Origin of the sequence: Paenibacillus gyeongsangnamensis, from assembly GCF_027533625.1 — a bacterium.
GTDB lineage: Bacteria > Bacillota > Bacilli > Paenibacillales > NBRC-103111 > Paenibacillus_G > Paenibacillus_G gyeongsangnamensis.
In genome coordinates, this window is record NZ_JAQAGZ010000019.1 from 168834 (window position 1) to 186634 (window position 17801).

The following is a 17801-nucleotide window of genomic DNA, read 5'->3' on the forward strand; positions in this document are numbered from 1 at the left end:
AAGAGAGAGGCTTTCGCCTCTCTCTATTACTCTACCGTTACACTTTTCGCTAGGTTTCTCGGCTTATCTACATCATTGCCGCGCGCCAGAGACGCGTAATAACTCAGGAGCTGCAGCGGTATGACGGACAGAGCCGGAGTCAGCAGCGGATGAGTCGCAGGTACCGCGAACACTTGGTCCACGACCTTCGCCATCTCTTCATTGCCTGCTTCGTGAATGCCGAACACATGCGCGCCGCGGGCTTTCACTTCCTTGATGTTGCTGACCGTCTTCTCGAACAGGTCGTGCTGGGTCGCGAGCGCAATGACCGGAATGCCTTCTTCGATCAGAGCAAGCGTACCGTGCTTCAGCTCACCCGCAGCATAAGCCTCCGAGTGAATGTAGGAGATTTCCTTCAGCTTCAGCGAGCCCTCCAGCACAACGGCATAGTCTACGCCGCGGCCGATGAAGAACAGATTGTCGTGCGTTGCGATTTGCTCCGCGATTTCCTTGATCGTCTCCGACTGCGCGAGGATGGCTTCCACTTTCTCCGGAAGCTCCTTCAGCTCAGCAATCACTTCAGCAATCGCCGCTTCGTCCTGCGTGCCCAGCGTTTGAGCCAAATACAAGCCGAGCAGATAGAACGCGATCAGCTGCGAAGTATAGGCCTTCGTCGAAGCTACGGCGATTTCCGGCCCCGCCCAAGTGACGATCACATCGTCCGCTTCACGGGCTACGGAGCTGCCAACCACGTTCGTGATCGCCAGCACACGGGCGCCGCAGCGCTTCGCTTCGCGCAAAGCCGCCAGCGTATCGGCCGTTTCGCCGGATTGACTGACAACGATCACCAGCGTCTCCGGTGTTATGATCGGCGAACGGTAGCGGTATTCCGAAGCGACATCGTTCTCTACCGGAATGCGTGCCAGCTTCTCGATTACCGTCTTGCCGACGAGACCTGCATGGTAAGCCGTTCCGCAAGCGACGATGTGCACATTGCGAATGCTGCGGATTTGCTCCGGCGTCATGCCGACTTCCGTCAGCACCACCTTCCGTCCGGATGCATCCAGACGCACGCCCATTGTATCGCGGTAAGCCTTCGGCTGCTCGTGAATCTCTTTCAGCATGAAATGATCAAATCCGGCTTTTTCCGCCGTTACGATATCCCAATCGACATGAAATAATTCCCGGGAAATAAAATTCCCTTCTAACGTCATTAATTCGACACCGTCACGCGTCAGAAGCGCCATCTCGCCGTCGTTCAAAATATACACATTTCGCGTATATTCGAGAATGGCCGGAATGTCGGAGCCGATGAAGTTCTCGCCTTCGCCAACGCCGATAATCAGCGGGCTCTGCAAGCGAACCGCAACCAGCTTATCCGGCTCATATTCGGTCAGAACGCCGAGCGCGAATGCGCCGGTCATTCGCTGCACCGCCGCTTGTACGGCTTTTACGATATCGCCGTCGTACAGGCTTGCGATCAAGTGCGAGATCACCTCTGTATCCGTCTCAGAGACGAAAACGTGACCTTTCGCAATCAGCTCTTCCTTGAGCGCAATGTAGTTCTCGATAATGCCGTTATGCACCACGGAGAATTTCTGCGAATTGTCCGTATGCGGATGGGAATTGACGTCGGACGGCTTGCCGTGCGTTGCCCAACGTGTATGTCCGATCCCGATCGTTCCGTCCAGCGGCGCATCGCCGAGCTTGGATTCCAGGTTAGCCAGACGTCCTTTCGCCTTCGATACCTTAAGCCCGTTCGTCGTATATACCGCCACGCCGGCGGAGTCGTAACCGCGATACTCCAGTTTTTTCAAGCCTTCAATCAATATATTCTGGGAATTACGCTTCCCTACATAGCCAACAATACCACACATATGGATGAGACCTCCTAAATTGTCAAAGAACATGGTCTTGCGTTGATCCTGCCGAGATCTTGTCTGCCCGGTCGCCCGGACATTTTGCTTCTCGACTTACGGCTCATGATCGTCACCGGAAGGTCCCCGCCGAATGTTTCGAACACCTTCACCTCGTCAACTTGACGATGGGTCTGCCAAGCGAAGCTCTTCGCGCTGTCTAGATAACTCATAGGATCCTCCGGCAACACCGGACGGATCGTGACCGATTACGCGGCAAAACTCTCGCCTCTTAGCCCATCCTCAAGTTCTGGCGCTTGTAAAGACAAATAAGCCCCTACCCACCTTTCTCTCTTGGAGTAAGACATATCAACATCTTATTCATTTTTATGAAATTGTGCAACATTTATTTTCATATCATTTTCATCCAAACCTTCGGCCAATAAGAAAAAAAGCATCCCTCGACTCCGTTAAGGAATCGAGGGACACGCTGCATGCTTTTTAGCACAGCTCCTGCTGAATAACGTCGGCGATCTGCTGCACGTAGGCTTCGACCTGGTCTTTATCCGGCCCTTCCGCCATCACGCGGATCAGGGATTCCGTACCGGAAGGCCGTACAAGCACCCGGCCGTTGTCGCCAAGCTCGTCTTCGACCTTGCGAATAGCCGCTTCCACCACAACGTTGTCCTTCAGCTTGCTTTTATCGCCGACGCGTACATTCACCAGCTTCTGCGGGAACTTCCACATGATCGTCTTCAGCTCGCTGAGCGGCTTGCCCGCCTTCACCAGCGTATCCATCAGCTGCAGCGCCGTCAGAATGCCGTCGCCCGTCGTATTATAATCGAGGAAGATGACGTGGCCGGATTGCTCGCCGCCGAGATTGTAACCGCCCTTGCGCATTTCTTCCATCACATAACGGTCGCCGACCGCCGTCTTCGCCGCTTTCAGTCCGACCGCCTCAATGCCTTTAAAGAAGCCGATGTTGCTCATAACCGTCGTCACGATCGTATTCTCGCGCAATTGACCCGCTTGATTCATGGCATGGCCGCAAATGCTGAGGATATAGTCGCCGTCCACCTCAGTGCCCGTCTCGTCGATCGCGATCAGCCGGTCGGCATCGCCGTCGAACGCCAGCCCGATATGCGCGCCTTGCTCCAAGACGAGCTTCTGCAGCTTCTCCGGATGCGTCGATCCGCAGTGATCGTTGATGTTGCGGCCGTTCGGCTCCGCCCCGATCGTGATCACTTCTGCGCCCAGCGCCTCGAATACCTTTGGCGCCAGCTCATAGGCCGCTCCGTTGGCGCAATCCAGGGCTACCTTGAAGCCGCGGAAGGACGAGCCGACCGTAGATTTTATATAATCCAAGTAGAGATACTTCGCTTCCTCATCGACGCGAACCGTACCGATGTCTCCGCCGACCGGCCGCGGCAGCTCATCCTGCTCCGCATCCATCAGCCGTTCAATCGCCAGCTCATCTTCATCGGAGAGCTTGAAGCCGTCGCCGCCGAAGAACTTGATTCCGTTGTCCTCAACTGGATTATGGCTGGCCGAGATCATGACACCGGCATCCGCCTTCAAGGTCCGGGTCAAATAGGCTACCCCCGGAGTCGAAATGACGCCGAGCCGGATCACGTTCGCCCCGATCGACAGTAACCCTGCAACCAGGGCCGCTTCCAGCATCGGTCCGGAAATGCGCGTATCTTGACCGATGACGACGACAGGACGCTCGACATGACCTGCGAGCACATAGCCGCCGCAGCGTCCGATTTTATAAGCCAGTTCCGGCGTTAACCCTTCGTTTGCAACCCCGCGTACGCCGTCCGTGCCGAAATATTTCCCCATGGTTCCTCTCCCTTTTAAAAGCTGCATATAGCATATTTATTCTAGTTCATTATCTCGCGCTGCAGTCCGAATGGCAAGCTTATACCCCCGACCTTCCTTTTTTTACCTAGAAAACGGGAAGGCTGGAAGCCGCAAGCAAGCCCGTCAGCCGCTCCTTACGGCGTACCGGGCTTGGCGCCCGGCGTCTGTGCGGCCGGCGGCTGCGAAGCGGGCGGCTGGGCCCCGGCTCCCGCTCCGGCTCCCGTCCCCGCTCCTTGTTTGGCGCTAATGTCCACCGTCGCCTTGAAATCCTGCTGCGGGCCTTTCTTCACGAACGTCGGCAAATTCCAGGTCACTGGCACCTCATGCTTGCCGGGCGGCAAATTGCTCACGTCGAGAATCGCCTGCACGTCCTGCGTCTTCAGCTTATCGATGATCGAAGGAGCGCCCTCAACGACGAGATTGAGCTGACCGGATTCCGGCAGCACGACCTTCGTGTCGAATCCGTCGTTCTGTCCGATGATCGAGAGCGGAATCGCCTCCAGCGTCTTCGTAACCGACGGAACGACCGTAACGTTCACCGTTACCTTCGGCGGATCGACCTGCGTCACTTTCCCGCGCAGCGGCACGTCCAGCGAAAACTCTTTATCTTCCTTCAAGTCATTCAGCGCTACCTGCGGCCCTTCGTAGAACTCCATCTTATCCAGTGCCGTCTGCGGGCCGTAGACCGTCACTTTGTCCGTGCTTTGGCGAATCGACTCCACCGCGAAGCCCCGCGGCGGCTCACCGACGAACTTCAGCTGCAGCGGAACCGTTGTAAATGGGCTCGTGATCGGCACTTCCACATCGACGACCGCCGGATTGATGACCGCCGTATCGATCGGCTTCCCATCCTTGCCGTAAGCCACAAGCTTCACCTTGCTGGTGACGGCCGCCTGCGCCTTCTCCACGTTCACGTCCGCGCGGACGCTGTCCACGGAATCGTAAATTTTGCTAGGCACCGACACGGTGACGCTCTTCGGCTTCACGACAGGCTGTCCCGCCTTCAAGCCGACGGCCGGAATTCCGGTCACATTGACGACGACCGGCATCGATTTGTTCGTCTTCTCGTCCACCACGACCTTAACGTTGGAAGGACTCACTTTGACCGTGACGCCGGACGGAAAACCAACCGGTGTGAGGGGCAGCACATGCTCGCCCTTGCCCACCTGCGATAAATCCAGCTCTACCGAATAATTCGCGGAGCTCATCACCTTTTTGACCGTAGCGTCCCTTCCCGAGATGCTGACCGTCACCTGGGCAGGGTCGATTTGCTCTACGAAAAAGTGGTCCGTATCATATTTCGGCGACACCGGCACATTCCATATCTTCTCTTCCTTGATCCCCGTGCTCGTACTGGTCGAGATCGCCCCGCCGTCCATCCGGACGACAGCCCAGAGCAGAATCCCGATGACAAGCGCAATCACGCGGACAACATTCGTATTGCGAAGCCATTGGTCCATCTTATCGCAGCCTCCATTTCCAAATGGAGTTCTTCTCTTTTGTCTTCGCCTTCGGCTTCAATTCCTCGAACAGCTTCGCCAGCAGCGCATCTTCTTTAATATCCCTCAGAACGTGGCCGTTCATCGCGAGCGAGACTTGTCCCGTTTCTTCCGACACGATGACGCACAGCGCATCTGAGACCTCGCTCATGCCGATGGCGGCGCGGTGCCGCGTACCAAGCTCCTTGGAGATGAAAGGATTCTCCGACAGCGGCAAATAGCAGCCCGCCGCCATGAGCTGGTTGCGGCGGATCAATACGGCCCCGTCATGCAGCGGCGTATTCGGGATGAAAATATTGATCAGCAGCTCCGAGCTGATATGGGCTTCGATCGTCGTTCCCGATTCGATATAATCGTTAAGCCCCGTCTCCCGCTCGAACACGATGAGGGCCCCGATTTTGCGCCGCGACAAATAGTTCACGGCCTTCAGCACCTCATTGATCCGCCGGTTCACATCCTGATCCTCTTCACCGGTCGTCCGGCTGAACAGCTTCCCCCGGCCCAGCTGCTCGAGCGCGCGCCGCAGCTCCGGCTGGAAAATGATAATGACCCCGACCACGCCGAACGTAAACACCTGGTTCATCATCCACTGCAGGGTGCTGAGCTTGAACCACGAGCTGAGCGCCCAGGTCACCACGACGACCAGAATGCCCTTCAGCAGCTGTACGGCCCGGGTACCTCGGACGAGCAGAATCAATTTATAAATGACGTAGCTTACGATCAGTATGTCAATGATATCTTTAATGCCGATATCCGTAATCCAATCCATCGTTTTTGCCCCCACCCATGACCAGCTTTACTGCTTCTCTCTATAGAATGGCCCCTTCGTTCCATCATACCATAATTACAGCAAAAAACCCTCCCTTTCTACCATACCAAAGGGAGGATTTTAAAAAAATGGGTAACGGGGCCTACTTCGATCCGGACAATTCGTTAAACCAAAGATTCATTTTGTACCACATCCAGCTGAACGCTTCATCGATCTGCTTGACCTGTCCCGAGATGTGGGCTGTCGAAGCCATGTTGACCGAGCCGTCGATGACGACCACATTTCCTTTGACGACGCCATTCACCTGAACGTTTCCTTCCTCGACCGTCAAATCCCCAGCTACCGTACGCCCTTCGGGAACAAGCACCGTCTTGCCCTGAATGACGATCGACTGCAGGTCGGATCCCCGAACCAGCAGCTCCCGGTTGTTGTTCCACATCGACAGGAAGCTGCCGAACATCACCAGCACGAAGACAGCCGCCACCGACGCGGCCGGATGCCGGCGAACCCAGCGGTACCAAGGATTGACGCGCTTCACCGGAGGCAGCGACTGCATAATCCGTTCCGTCAGGCCGTCCGGTGTCCCAGGCTCCTCCCAGGCTACAATCAGAGCTTCCACCTTCTCCAACTGCTGAAGTCTTTTGCGGCAGTCGGCACACAGGAGCAGGTGCTCCTTCAGAGCGACCTTGTCCTTGCTGTCTAAACCCCCGTCCAAATATTCATGCAGCATAGGGAGGGCTTCGTAACAATTCAAGCTGAGCCACTCCTTTCTGTCCATCTTCAGAATGATGTAATATACATTACGTGCGAGCTCGAAGGATGTTTCAAAAACCTAAAGAATCTTCTCCAGTTTTTTGCGCAGAAATTCACGCCCCCGGTGCAGCCGTGTCTTAATCGTCGTCACCGGCATGGACAATACGTCGCTGATCTCTTGAAGAGACAAGTCCTGAAGGTAGCGCAAAATGACGACGGCCTTGTACTTCTCCGGCAGCGTTTCGATCGATTCCCGGATCTGCGTCTGCGTCTCCGACAGAAGAAGCTGCTCGTCCGGCGTATCCTCCTGGCTTGGCAGCAAGGAATACCAGTCCGTCCCCTCACCTTCGTTCATTTCCGAATCGAGAGAATAGCTCGGCTTCCGTTTGCGCAGCCGGTCGATGCACAGATTCGTGCCGATCCGGTAAATCCAGGTGGAAAATTTCTGCGTTTCGTCGTATCGCTCCAAATTCGTGAACACCCGCAGGAACGTCTCCTGCACGATCTCTTCCGCTTCATGCCAGTTATGCAGCATCCGGTACGCCAAATGATAAATCTTATCTTTATACAGCTCCACCAATTCGGCGAATGCCGCCCGGTCTCCCGCGCGCGCCAGCTTGGCAAGCCTGATATCCATTGAATCCACTTGCCTACCTCCAACCCCTGCCGAAGTCTCACGGAGCCTCCGCGACCATCGGCTTCATCAGGCTGCCGTATTTTCATTCCGAAAACCGGACTGCCCGCCAATATTAGACAGCATATCAAATCATGGCAGCTTCTGTACAGTGTTCCATTATAAATAAGAACCAGCGCAGATGCCGGGGCCGGTCAGGACGATCGCCGCTTTCCATCTTAGGGTGCTCTTGGCCCCTGCCAAACATACCTTCTTAAGTGAAGCCCGCCCGGGCGGCCGCTAAAGGGGGGCATGCGATCGATAAAGCATCTTGCGAGTGCTTCCTCACATCTCGCGCCTTACTAACTCACACCCTCACTCCTCAACCCCACGTTCAAGCCTTCCCGTTCCCTCACGCAAAAAGCCGGAGCCATGACCCGCGGGCGTGCGGGTCCAGCTTCCGGCTTCCTATGCTCGGGCGTTTGATCAGCCCGTATTGCGAAGGCCCGCGGCGATCCCGTTGATCGTCAGCAGCACCTCGCGAAGCAGAATCGCGTCGTCCTCGCCTTTCTCGCGGAGCTCACGCAGCTCGGCCAGGAGCTGAACCTGCATGTAGCTCAGCGGATCGACGTATGGGTTGCGCAAGCGGATCGATTCCTGAATGACCGGTACATTGTCGAGAATGTCCTGCTGGCCGGTGATTTCCAGAATCAGCTCGGAGGTCTTGCGGTATTCCTCCTGAATGAGTCCGAAGATCCGTTCGGCCACCGCCTGGTCTTTGATCATGGAGCCGTATTCCTTGGCAATGAGCAGATCCGACTTTGCCAGCGCCATCTGCAGATTGTCGATGAGCGACTGGAAGAACGACCAATTCTGGTACATGTCCTTCATCACCTGCAGATGCTCCGGATTGTCCTGGTAGTAGCTGTACAAGCCTGTGCCGGCTGCATACCAAGCCGGCAGCAGATAGCGGCTTTGCGTCCAGGCGAATACCCACGGTATCGCGCGGAGATCCTCGAAGCGGTCGCTGTTCTTCCGTTTGGACGGGCGCGAGCCGATATTCAGCTCCCCGAATTCCTGCAGCGGCGTCGATTCCTTGAAGAACGTCAGGAAGTCCGGATCGCGGAAGATCAGATCCTGATACTTCTGCTGCGCCTTCGAGGAAATGCCCTCCATGATATCGTCCCATGCCTGCTCGGCGTCGTCGACCCGCTGGCTGCGGGCGGCCAATGCGCCCGTAATCATCGCCGAGGTCGCCTGCTCCAGACTGCGGTACGCAATGCCCTTCATGGAATAACGCGAGGACAGTACCTCGCCCTGCTCCGTAATCTTGATGCCGCCGCCGATCGTGTCAGCAGGCTGAGCGAGAATGGAGCGGTTCAGCGGCATGCCGCCGCGGCCGAGCGCTCCGCCGCGCCCGTGGAAGAACTTCAGCTTCACGCCGGCTTTCTTCGCTGCCGCCGTAATGCAGCGGAGCGCCACGCGAAGCTCGTAGTTGGCGGTAATCACGCCGCCGTCCTTGTTGCTGTCGGAGTAGCCCAGCATAATTTCCTGCAACTGGTTCGTGCTGTTCAGGCTGTTGCGGTAAGCCGGAATATTAAAGAGCGTCGTCATGATCTCCGGCGCGGCGTGCAGGTCGTCGATCGTCTCGAAGAGCGGCACCGACTGCAGCGTACAAGTATTGGAGCCGTCGGCTTCATGCACGTACAATCCCGCTTCCTTGCCGAATACGAGCACCTCGAGCAGGTCGCTCGCGCCCTGGGTCATACTGATCAGGTAGCTGGATACGCAGCTGCGTCCGAATTCCTGCTGCGCCTTTTTCACCACGCGGTAAACATCCAAGCATTCCTGCGTCGATTCGGTATAGGTCAGGTAAGGCGACGTAATCGGCCGCGGATCGTTCAGCAGATCCGTAAGGAGACGGATTTTCTCCTCTTCCGGCAGCTTGCCGTAATCCGCGACGATGCTCATTTTCGCCAAAATCTCGGTCATCGCATTCTCATGCTCTTTGCTGTGCTGGCGTATGTCAAGCGTAGCCAAGTGGAAGCCGAACAGCTCCACCTGACGAACCAGCTTCTCGATGTAGCTGTCCGCAATAAAGTCCGCATAGTGGTTGCGAAGGCTCCGCTCGATAATGCGCAAATCCTCCATAAACTCGTCCGGACCGTTATATTTCCGGCTCGCCGGAATGTTAGGGTTGCCCGCATGATGGATCTTCTCGATCATATATTTCACTTTGATGCGGTAAGGCTCCATCTCATTCCGCCATACGTCGTCCGTATGCAGGTCGATCTGATTCCGATCGCGCTCGATCGAATCCAGCAGCTCCTGCGTCACTTCCACAATGTTCCTGCTGAAGCTCATATGCTGCATCAGCTCGCGCAGCTGCTGCTCGTACTTGTACACGGCCAGGCGCCGGTGCAGGGTGAGTGCCTCCCACGTGATGTCCGAAGTCACGGACGGATTGCCGTCGCGGTCTCCGCCGATCCAGGAGCCGAATTTAAGGAAGGTCGGCACATGCCAATCCTCATCCGGATAATACTTGTCCAGGCAGCGCTCCAGCTCTTGATAGACTTGCGGCAGCACGTCGAACAGCGTCTGGTCGAAGAAATACAGCCCGTTGCGCACTTCGTCGATGACGGTCGGCTTGCGGTCGCGCAGCTCGTCCGTCTGCCACAGGGTGATGACTTCACCCAGAAGCTTCTCGCGCAGCTGCTCCCGCTCGCGGAACGTCAGGCTAGGGTTGTCCAGCTCCATGACGTCGTTTGCGATCCGTTTATGGATATCCAGCACCGCGCGGCGCGAAGCTTCCGTCGGGTGAGCCGTCATGACGAGCTCCAGCGAGATGCCCTGCAGAATATCCTTCACTTCCGCCGAAGGAATATTCAGCGATTTCAATTCGCGGACGACGTTCTCGATGGAGCCCGGCTGGACGTTCTCTCCGGCCGTCCGTTCGTAATCGCGTTTGCGGCGGATCCGGTGATTTTGTTCGGCAATATTGATCAGCTGGAAGTATACGGCGAAAGCGCGAATGACCTGGTGGCGAATTTCCGGCGCCAGGTTGTTGATCGTGCTCTTGAATTCCGCGAACAATTCCGGCGTGAAGCCGGCGCGCAGCGTTTTGCTCATCTCTCTAATCTGTTCTACGATGGTCAAAAGCCCGTTGCCGCCTTGGTGAACCAACACCTCGCCGAGGATATGCCCCAGGAAACGGACGTCCCTGCGGAGCAGGTTGTTGGATGTGTTTTTGCCTATGATGCTGACTGAATCAGACATGGTTCTCCTCCATCCTTAAGCAAGTCATAAAATCTATTTTAACACAGTATTGGACTGTGATGTAGTCCATTTATGCGGTAAAGCGAAAAAACTTCCCTTTTTTCTCGGGTAATATTCTTCATTATACGGTTTGTTTGACGAATCCTGCAAAAGGTTAATTAATGCAAAGGCGCACTTCTGAAGGCGGAACCGGACGATCCGAGGATCATTTACGAGCGGGTCGACGGGTCGATGCATTTTACCGTATGGATGAACAACTCCGAGCAGAAGACCGTCTTGTCCCACCCGATAGAGACGAGCGACTGGAAAGACGTCTTGTCCCAAGAAGACGGTCGACCGGACGACGGGATGATGAACATCAAGCTCGATCCGCTCGGCTACCGCACTTTGTATCGCTCGATCAACTGAACCCCGGAAGGAGGTGAATCTCATGCTGGGATGGACCGTCATATTCCTGGTTTTGACGCTGCTGGCAGGCATCTTCGGGTTCTTTACCCTCGCCGCGGCGGCAGCAGGGATAGCTAAGATTCTATTCTTCGTCTTTCTTGTAATGTTCGTGCTTTCCTTCTTTATGGGCCGCCGATCGCGGACCTGAGCTTCGGTTGCCCAACCCATTCGAAAAAGGAGGCCGTTTCCATGGAACATCAGCCAAGAATAAGTGTAGTCGAGAATATAAACGAAGCTCGCGAACAAGTGCACCCCAATCTCCATTGAATGTCCGTTCACCGGCAATGAGCTTTGTCCATATTATCCCTGTTAATTATTTATACGATGAACAAACTCAGCAGCATTCCGGCACTCCTGTGCCGTTCGTGCTCGGAATGCTGCTGACATGCTTTTTGCTGTCCGGGTTCTTCTGCTGTTGAAGTAATGCGATTGCCTCAAAGTCCCCCGTTCCGCATAGGTGTCGGCACTTTATTGTCCCTGTTAATTGTTTATATGCTGAACAAAATCATCCGATGCTGTCTAGTCAAGCAGGTGGCCTAACTTGTCCTGTTCCTGGCATCCGGGGATTCCTCCTACATCTTGGGGACCGAGATCTATATCGACGGTGCGGAGTCTTTATTGAACGGGTAGACGGAGTTCGGCTTTCTATGCCTTAGCTGTCTCCAGCTCCTTGGAAGGCTTCTCCGAAGCGAACAGGAGCAGGGCAAGGATGCCGCAGCCGAAGGCCGCGAAGAAGATCAGGGGCAAAGGAACCGTACCCGCCAGTGCCGTGCTGAGCAGCGGTCCGATGGTGCCGCGGACGCCGAACAGCATCAGATGCAGTCCGAAGACGACCGCTTCTCTCCCCGGCGCAATGCGGAATACATAAGCCATGCAGCCGATGTCCCAGGTCGCGTCCGCAAAGCCTTGAAGTCCCCCTGCAAGGAGCAGGGACGGGTAACTGCCTAAGGCGCCATATAACAGAGGCACGAGCGTAAAGCCTCCGATGCCGAAATACATGGCATGCTTGGGGGAATAGCGGTCGATCACTTTCCCCATCAGCCAATAGGCCAAAATTAAGAACGTATAATATACCATGCGGATATAACCGAGCTCGACATTCGTCAACTCCAGCCGTTGTACCTGTACGATCTGATAAAGCGGGCTCGCCAGCATATTGCCGAAGCCGGAGAACGTGGTTGCCGCCAGGAACAGCGCCAGCCTCCGGTTTTCTTTGAGGAGACGGAACTGGCTGAGGATCGCGGATTTGTGAACCGCAGCGGCGCGCGAGGCGACCGGCTCGATTTCCTTGATTCCGCAGAAGACCAGAATGGAGACGACGCCCAGCACCGAGCCGGTAATCAAAGGTCCCGAGCTGCCGGAATAGTCCATCCACTTCCCTATCAAATAAGCCATCGGGATCATTAGAAAGCCCATGGCCACGCGTACATTTCCCATCAAACGGCCGCGCAGCTGCGGCGGATACATCCGGGTCACGAGCGATGCGTAAGCGGGCGCTTGAATTCCCATCAGCACGTGAAAAGCCAACACTACCGCAACAAATACCCATGGCGCTGCGTAGAGCGCAGGCACAATGATCAGCAGTCTCCCGATAAAGTTCGGATAAATCATAAACGGCTTCGGTCTGGAGCGTTCAATCCAACTGGCCCAGAAGGGAGAGAAGATCAGACCGATCGCCGGTGCCGCCGACAGTAAGCCGACTTGAAAGCTGGAAGCCCCGTGCTGGATCGCAATCGGCACATAGAACTGGTTAAATATTACGTTAAAAAAGCTGTAAAGAATCGTCGCGCTGAAATCCCATCGAAAATTTAGCCAGGTACCCCGGCTCATCTGCATCCCCATACGTTGAATGGGGGCTTCCCTATCAAGCATTGATGTCCACTCCTATGTTGGTCAATCGGATCATATCCTTCGTTAGAATCCCATGTTCCTTGGATAAAAGCAATCGTCGTATGCTTCGGGAAATCCAAGTTTCAATCGCTCTTCGCGCTCAGAGAGCGCTTATCCTCCTTGTTTCTCAGACGCATCGGCAATTTGCTCAATGGATAAACAAACGCCTTACGGGCTGCCGCCGCTGTACGAATAAGCCCAGGATAAACGGCTACGCCGTTCTTGTCTTACAGGGACCAGCGCGTTTACCAAGGTTGATGCGAAGCTATAAGCTACGAAAACTTATAAATTCTTATCAACCCAAAAAGACCTCTGCATAATATGCAAAGGTCTGTACAATAACCGATCATTTGACCGGCCGCAGCCGCAAATCTTTGGTAAACCAGAGCCGATAACTCAACATGCTTAACACGATGCTGGTAATCGCGGCGGAAGCCGAGGTGATTAGCATGATTAAAATTTGATAGCGTACTGCTTGTATGGGATCCGCTCCCGCAACGATCATCCCTGTCATCATGCCAGGAAGCTGTACAAGGCCTACCGTCTTCATGTTGTCTATCGTAGGAATCATGCTCGTTTTTACGGACCTTTTAAGCGAGACCTGAATGGCTTGCAGCGCTGTAGCCCCATAGGACAGCAGCGTTTCGATTTCCCCCCGGGAGGATTGGATCTCCCTGTTCATTTGATTCAGGAACAATCCGGACACGACCATCGCATTGCCCATCAATACCCCTGTCAGCGGGATCATGTATTTCGGAATCGGTTCGATAATTTGCAGCCCGATCAAAAGCGACATCGTAATGATCTCCATCACGGATATAGCAATGATAATCCGCCATAGGATGCCTTGCACGCCTTTCCCTCTCTTCGCCGCATTCCACGCCGCTACGACGATCATAATGCCGATAATGAGCAGCGTCAGAAGAATATGTTCGGATTGGAAGACGAAGTGCAGCACATACCCTACCAAAAACAGTTGAATCGAACCCCGTACCGTTCCCCAGGCAATATCCTTTTCAAGGCCGAGCTTGCGCCACATGGACGCCAGGATGGTAATCAGCACAAATACCAGCGTTAAAATTAAGGCAAGATTAGACATGATGCTCTCCCTCTGCTTTCAGCCCCTGCAAATATTGCATACCCGCGTTCGTATCGGGCTTGTCAAAAAAGGCTTGGGTATCCCTGTCTTCAAGCAGCGTTCCCTCCGCCATAAACCAAACCCGCTTACTGTGGTGACGCGCTTGCTGCAAATCGTGCGTTACCCAAATCATGCCGACACCTTCGCGGCGGGACCATTCCTCGAGAACCTGCTCGACGGCATGCTTGCTATGTTGGTCGAGCGAGGCTGTAATCTCGTCCAACAATAAGATCTCCGACCGGATCAGCATGGACCGGATCAGCGAAAGTCTTTGTTTCTCTCCGCCGGAAAGATCCGCTGCTTTCTTGTTCCAGTCCAAATGATCGAGGCGCAGGCTTTCCATTAATTTTTTGGCCAGCGCATGATCGAAGGGGATCCGGTGCAGCGAACTGACCGTTTTCAGATTATCTTCCACACTACCCGGCAGCATGACCGGAAACTGAGACACATAACCTACTTTCATTCTCCATTCTCTTACGGACCAATCTTTGTAAGACTTATTTCCCAGCATCATATCGCCTTCGTCGAAGGAATCAAGCCGTGCAAGGACGCGCAGCAGTGTACTCTTTCCCTGACCTGACGCCCCAAGGACGGTTATGATCATAGGCTCATCCATACAACCGCAAACATTTGTAAACAATACCGATCTTTCCGTGTCTTCGATCACCTTGTGCAAACGGTCAAATTGAAATATGTAAGACATAACGATTCCCTTCTTATGAAATTGGCTATTTTGCCTTGATAGAGGATAGTCTGATTCATTGCTTTGGCAGTCTGAATGATACTACATTTGCAGAAATATAACAATGGTTACTTTGTAACGAATGTTATATATTAGGGTCTGCCGGAAAAATAAAAGGAGAGCCACACCACTCTCCAGTATCATGTCCGTATTCTCTTCTGCTTCGATCCTATAATCCAACTTTACGTTTACACCACGCATATAGGGCGTCATACATCGAGGTTTGCAGCGTAATTTTCTCATGGTCGCTAATCCCAAGGTAATGATAACCGAATGCAATGGCTCTCAAACCTGCCGATTCGGGTGTTATATTAATATCTACCGGGATATCTGCTCCGTGAATGATGGAGGCCATTAAGACGAGCGCGGGATCTTTATCCAACTCGTATTTCGATAAAAAAGCTTCAAAACTGCATCCGCCGTTATGATGCCCCAGTTCAACGCCTTTCATATCAAAAGGAATGCCGTCGCGAATCGTATTCGGGTCCGTATCGGAAGGAACGAATTCAAAAACGGCATCCGGATCGATAAAACGCTTGATTAGCCAAGGACAAGCCACTCTCTCCACATTCGAATGCTCTCTCGTTACCCATTTCAACGCTGATCCACCTCTTGTCTCAAAAAAGTTTCATTAATCCTTTTCTGCACTGATCAATCATTACCCGCAGTTTATGTCCCATCTCCGCCTCAAAGTAATCTTTCGCTTCGATACTCTGAAACTGCCGCAATAGCTTTTGAAATTCATCCTTGATTTTGCGTAGCTGTTCCTCGCTAAACTCCCATTGTTCTTTCTCCTCAACGTACCCATGAATACGGGTGACCCATGGGATCAGCTCCTTGTATTCTTCATTTCTTGCGTCGTTAAACTGGGAGATCAGCTCCTGATCCTTCTCTTTAGAAAACGTGGAAGACAGAAAAGTGAATACCTGCCCGCCCCATTGCTGCGCCTTCTCGGCCAAAGCGCCGATAAACAAGTGCGTATCGTCCGAATCCGGAATAATGCATACGCCATCTTGCAAATACAAGCAGCCAAGCTTTTTGATTTCACGCCACAGGTAGGCTCTGAATTTGGTCGGCTGGGAAGGAACTTTATAAATAAATACGATCCATTTCATAATTTCACGCCCCAGAATACAACAATCGTTAGAAAATAACAATTGTTATTTTTTATAGTGCTAATGGAATCGAGGTTGATGAGCCCATTGGTTTATCGGGTTCTCCTGCCTTTTTACCATACCTAACGTCCAACCGTCAATAAGCCGGCTAATGACGTTTTTTGCCGTGTACTTATTTTCAGAATGGATATGGCTAAATAAAAAACAGAGATGGAACCATACGGGCTTCATCTCTGTTTCTTTAGATTTATATGTAACTTACACTAGTTTGAAAATTCAAGTTATGGAGCGGGTGATGGGAATCGAACCCACGCTACCAGCTTGGAAGGCTGGAGTTCTACCATTGAACTACACCCGCATTTTGATTAAAACATGGTCGGGACGACACGATTCGAACATGCGACCCCCTGGTCCCAAACCAGGTGCTCTACCAAGCTGAGCTACGTCCCGGGATTTTGATGAAAAATGGCGTGCCCAGAGAGATTCGAACTCCCGACCTTTTGATTCGTAGTCAAACGCTCTATCCGGCTGAGCTATGGGCACTTATGAAATTTGGAGCGGAAGACGGGAATCGAACCCGCGACCCTCGCCTTGGCAAGGCGATGCTCTACCGCTGAGCCACTTCCGCATGATGGTGCGCGTAGAGGGACTTGAACCCCCACGGTCGCCCGCCAGATCCTAAGTCTGGTGCGTCTGCCAATTCCGCCATACGCGCAATTACGTGCAAAACTTCAATAAAGAAAGTGAGCCATGTAGGACTCGAACCTACGACACCCTGATTAAAAGTCAGGTGCTCTACCAACTGAGCTAATGGCTCATAATGCAATGGCTGGGGATCTAGGATTCGAACCTAGGCATGACGGAGTCAAAGTCCGTTGCCTTACCGCTTGGCTAATCCCCAATCTGAATGAATCCTGGTGCCGTCGAGAGGACTTGAACCCCCAACCTACTGATTACAAGTCAGTTGCTCTACCAATTGAGCTACAACGGCTTAAGATGGTGGAGGCTGACGGGATCGAACCGCCGACCCTCTGCTTGTAAGGCAGATGCTCTCCCAGCTGAGCTAAGCCTCCATTAAGGGAATCTGCATCGGAACCGATACAGATCCTAATGACCCGTAGGGGATTCGAACCCCTGTTACCTCCGTGAAAGGGAGGTGTCTTAACCCCTTGACCAACGGGCCTTATGGAGCTTCCAACCGGGATCGAACCGGTGACCTCATCCTTACCATGGATGCACTCTACCTACTGAGCTATGGAAGCATGGCTCCCCGAACAGGACTCGAACCTGTGACAACTCGATTAACAGTCGAGTGCTCTACCAACTGAGCTATCAGGGAACAATGCTTGGCGACGTTCTACTCTCCCAGGACCCTTCGGTCCAAGTACCATCGACGCTGGAAGGCTTAACGTTCGTGTTCGGGATGGGTACGCGTGGTTCCCTTCCGCCATCGTCACCAAACATAAGTATGGCGATGTCCCCGCCAAGGAACATCATGTATTACAGCTCAGAACGACTTGCGCCCTGAAAACTGGATCGAAACATCGTACTTTAGCTGAGGTAATCTTGCTTGCTTTTGCTTTACCTGGCCCCCGCAAAGTACTCGGAATCCGCTTCGTCAGCTTCATCTTCACTTTGTGGATAAACCTATGCTTCCGATGTGGTTTTGCTGTCGCAAAACCTATAGGATAAGCCCTCGACCGATTAGTATTCGTCAGCTCCACACGTTGCCGCGCTTCCACCCCGAACCTATCTACCTCGTCGTCTACAAGGGGTCTTACATACTGGGAAATCTCATCTTGAGGGGGGCTTCACGCTTAGATGCTTTCAGCGCTTATCCCGTCCGTACTTGGCTATCCAG

General features: G+C 53.6%; 15 protein-coding genes, 12 tRNA genes, 2 rRNA genes and 1 pseudogene. 3 read left to right on the forward strand and 27 right to left on the reverse strand.

The annotated features are described in order from the left end of the window. Window positions 1-26: 26 nt before the first annotated feature. The 8 genes from glmS to ppc all read right to left on the reverse strand — a co-directional run bounded on the left by glmS (window position 27) and on the right by ppc (window position 10608). On the reverse strand, window positions 27-1856 hold the full coding sequence (gene glmS, locus O9H85_RS26190) for a glutamine--fructose-6-phosphate transaminase (isomerizing) (RefSeq protein WP_269884360.1): 1830 nt from the start codon (window positions 1854-1856) through the stop codon (window positions 27-29). A gap of 14 nt (window positions 1857-1870) precedes the next feature. After that, window positions 1871-2068 (reverse strand): hypothetical protein, encoded by a 198-nt coding sequence (locus O9H85_RS26195; protein ID WP_269884361.1) that lies wholly within the window; start codon window positions 2066-2068, stop codon window positions 1871-1873. Window positions 2069-2336: 268 nt separating this feature from the next. Next, window positions 2337-3677, reverse strand: a complete 1341-nt coding sequence (glmM, locus tag O9H85_RS26200) for a phosphoglucosamine mutase (RefSeq protein WP_269884362.1) — start codon at window positions 3675-3677, stop codon at window positions 2337-2339. 155 nt (window positions 3678-3832) lie between these two features. After that, the gene (locus O9H85_RS26205; protein WP_269884363.1) at window positions 3833-5158 is read right to left on the reverse strand and encodes a CdaR family protein; all 1326 of its coding nucleotides are present in this window, start codon (window positions 5156-5158) and stop codon (window positions 3833-3835) included. A 1-nt stretch (window position 5159) separates the two neighbouring features. Continuing rightward, window positions 5160-5966, reverse strand: a complete 807-nt coding sequence (gene cdaA / locus O9H85_RS26210) for a diadenylate cyclase CdaA (protein ID WP_269884364.1) — start codon at window positions 5964-5966, stop codon at window positions 5160-5162. A 142-nt stretch (window positions 5967-6108) separates the two neighbouring features. Continuing rightward, window positions 6109-6720, reverse strand: a complete 612-nt coding sequence (locus O9H85_RS26215; RefSeq protein WP_269884365.1) for an anti-sigma factor family protein — start codon at window positions 6718-6720, stop codon at window positions 6109-6111. A 78-nt stretch (window positions 6721-6798) separates the two neighbouring features. Beyond that, window positions 6799-7365 carry an RNA polymerase sigma factor SigW gene (sigW, locus tag O9H85_RS26220; protein WP_269884366.1) on the reverse strand — a complete coding sequence of 189 codons (567 nt, stop codon included), beginning with the start codon at window positions 7363-7365 and terminating at the stop codon, window positions 6799-6801. A gap of 453 nt (window positions 7366-7818) precedes the next feature. Then, window positions 7819-10608: a phosphoenolpyruvate carboxylase gene (ppc, locus tag O9H85_RS26225; protein WP_269884367.1), complete on the reverse strand. Its 2790-nt coding sequence runs from the start codon at window positions 10606-10608 to the stop codon at window positions 7819-7821. Window positions 10609-10785: 177 nt separating this feature from the next. On the opposite strand from ppc, the gene O9H85_RS26230 reads away from it, so the two are divergent. The 3 genes and pseudogenes from O9H85_RS26230 to O9H85_RS26240 all read left to right on the forward strand — a co-directional run. Continuing rightward, complete coding sequence (locus O9H85_RS26230) at window positions 10786-11016, forward strand: alpha-glucosidase C-terminal domain-containing protein (protein WP_269884386.1); 231 nt, start codon at window positions 10786-10788, stop codon at window positions 11014-11016. 22 nt (window positions 11017-11038) lie between these two features. Next, window positions 11039-11203 (forward strand): DUF1328 domain-containing protein, encoded by a 165-nt coding sequence (locus O9H85_RS26235; RefSeq protein WP_269884368.1) that lies wholly within the window; start codon window positions 11039-11041, stop codon window positions 11201-11203. 392 nt (window positions 11204-11595) lie between these two features. Continuing rightward, window positions 11596-11685: pseudogene (locus O9H85_RS26240) on the forward strand (3-oxoacyl-[acyl-carrier-protein] reductase); the annotation flags it as partial. A gap of 15 nt (window positions 11686-11700) precedes the next feature. Here the strand turns inward: O9H85_RS26240 and O9H85_RS26245 are convergent. The 19 genes from O9H85_RS26245 to O9H85_RS26335 all read right to left on the reverse strand — a co-directional run. Continuing rightward, window positions 11701-12927 carry an MFS transporter gene (locus O9H85_RS26245; RefSeq protein WP_269884369.1) on the reverse strand — a complete coding sequence of 409 codons (1227 nt, stop codon included), beginning with the start codon at window positions 12925-12927 and terminating at the stop codon, window positions 11701-11703. Between the two features lie 364 nt (window positions 12928-13291). Beyond that, entirely contained in the window at window positions 13292-14044 is a 753-nt protein-coding gene (locus O9H85_RS26250; protein ID WP_269884370.1) for an ABC transporter permease, read from the reverse strand. After that, a complete protein-coding gene (locus O9H85_RS26255; RefSeq protein ID WP_269884371.1) occupies window positions 14037-14786 on the reverse strand; it encodes an ABC transporter ATP-binding protein in 750 nt (249 codons plus the stop codon). The genes O9H85_RS26250 and O9H85_RS26255 overlap by 8 nt, the downstream gene beginning before the upstream one ends. Window positions 14787-14994: 208 nt before the next feature. Beyond that, a complete protein-coding gene (locus tag O9H85_RS26260; RefSeq protein ID WP_269884372.1) occupies window positions 14995-15423 on the reverse strand; it encodes a chromate resistance protein ChrB domain-containing protein in 429 nt (142 codons plus the stop codon). Window positions 15424-15442: 19 nt separating this feature from the next. After that, window positions 15443-15940, reverse strand: coding sequence for a Chromate resistance protein ChrB (locus O9H85_RS26265; protein ID WP_269884373.1), 498 nt, complete (start codon window positions 15938-15940; stop codon window positions 15443-15445). 284 nt (window positions 15941-16224) lie between these two features. Next, window positions 16225-16298: transfer RNA gene (locus O9H85_RS26270), tRNA-Gly, on the reverse strand. Between the two features lie 15 nt (window positions 16299-16313). After that, window positions 16314-16390, reverse strand: a tRNA-Pro gene (locus O9H85_RS26275). Between the two features lie 16 nt (window positions 16391-16406). Next, window positions 16407-16483 (reverse strand) — tRNA-Arg (locus tag O9H85_RS26280). Between the two features lie 10 nt (window positions 16484-16493). Further along, window positions 16494-16568: transfer RNA gene (locus tag O9H85_RS26285), tRNA-Gly, on the reverse strand. A 4-nt stretch (window positions 16569-16572) separates the two neighbouring features. After that, window positions 16573-16655 (reverse strand) — tRNA-Leu (locus O9H85_RS26290). A 29-nt stretch (window positions 16656-16684) separates the two neighbouring features. After that, a tRNA-Lys gene (locus O9H85_RS26295) sits at window positions 16685-16757 on the reverse strand. A gap of 9 nt (window positions 16758-16766) precedes the next feature. Continuing rightward, window positions 16767-16841, reverse strand: a tRNA-Gln gene (locus O9H85_RS26300). 14 nt (window positions 16842-16855) lie between these two features. Then, window positions 16856-16931, reverse strand: a tRNA-Thr gene (locus O9H85_RS26305). A gap of 6 nt (window positions 16932-16937) precedes the next feature. Then, a tRNA-Val gene (locus O9H85_RS26310) sits at window positions 16938-17013 on the reverse strand. A gap of 38 nt (window positions 17014-17051) precedes the next feature. Next, a tRNA-Glu gene (locus O9H85_RS26315) sits at window positions 17052-17123 on the reverse strand. Between the two features lie 3 nt (window positions 17124-17126). Next, window positions 17127-17202 (reverse strand) — tRNA-Thr (locus tag O9H85_RS26320). A gap of 1 nt (window position 17203) precedes the next feature. Beyond that, window positions 17204-17279 (reverse strand) — tRNA-Asn (locus O9H85_RS26325). A 5-nt stretch (window positions 17280-17284) separates the two neighbouring features. Further along, window positions 17285-17401 (reverse strand): 5S ribosomal RNA (gene rrf / locus O9H85_RS26330). Between the two features lie 223 nt (window positions 17402-17624). Continuing rightward, window positions 17625-17801, reverse strand: a 23S ribosomal RNA gene (locus O9H85_RS26335); the annotation flags it as partial.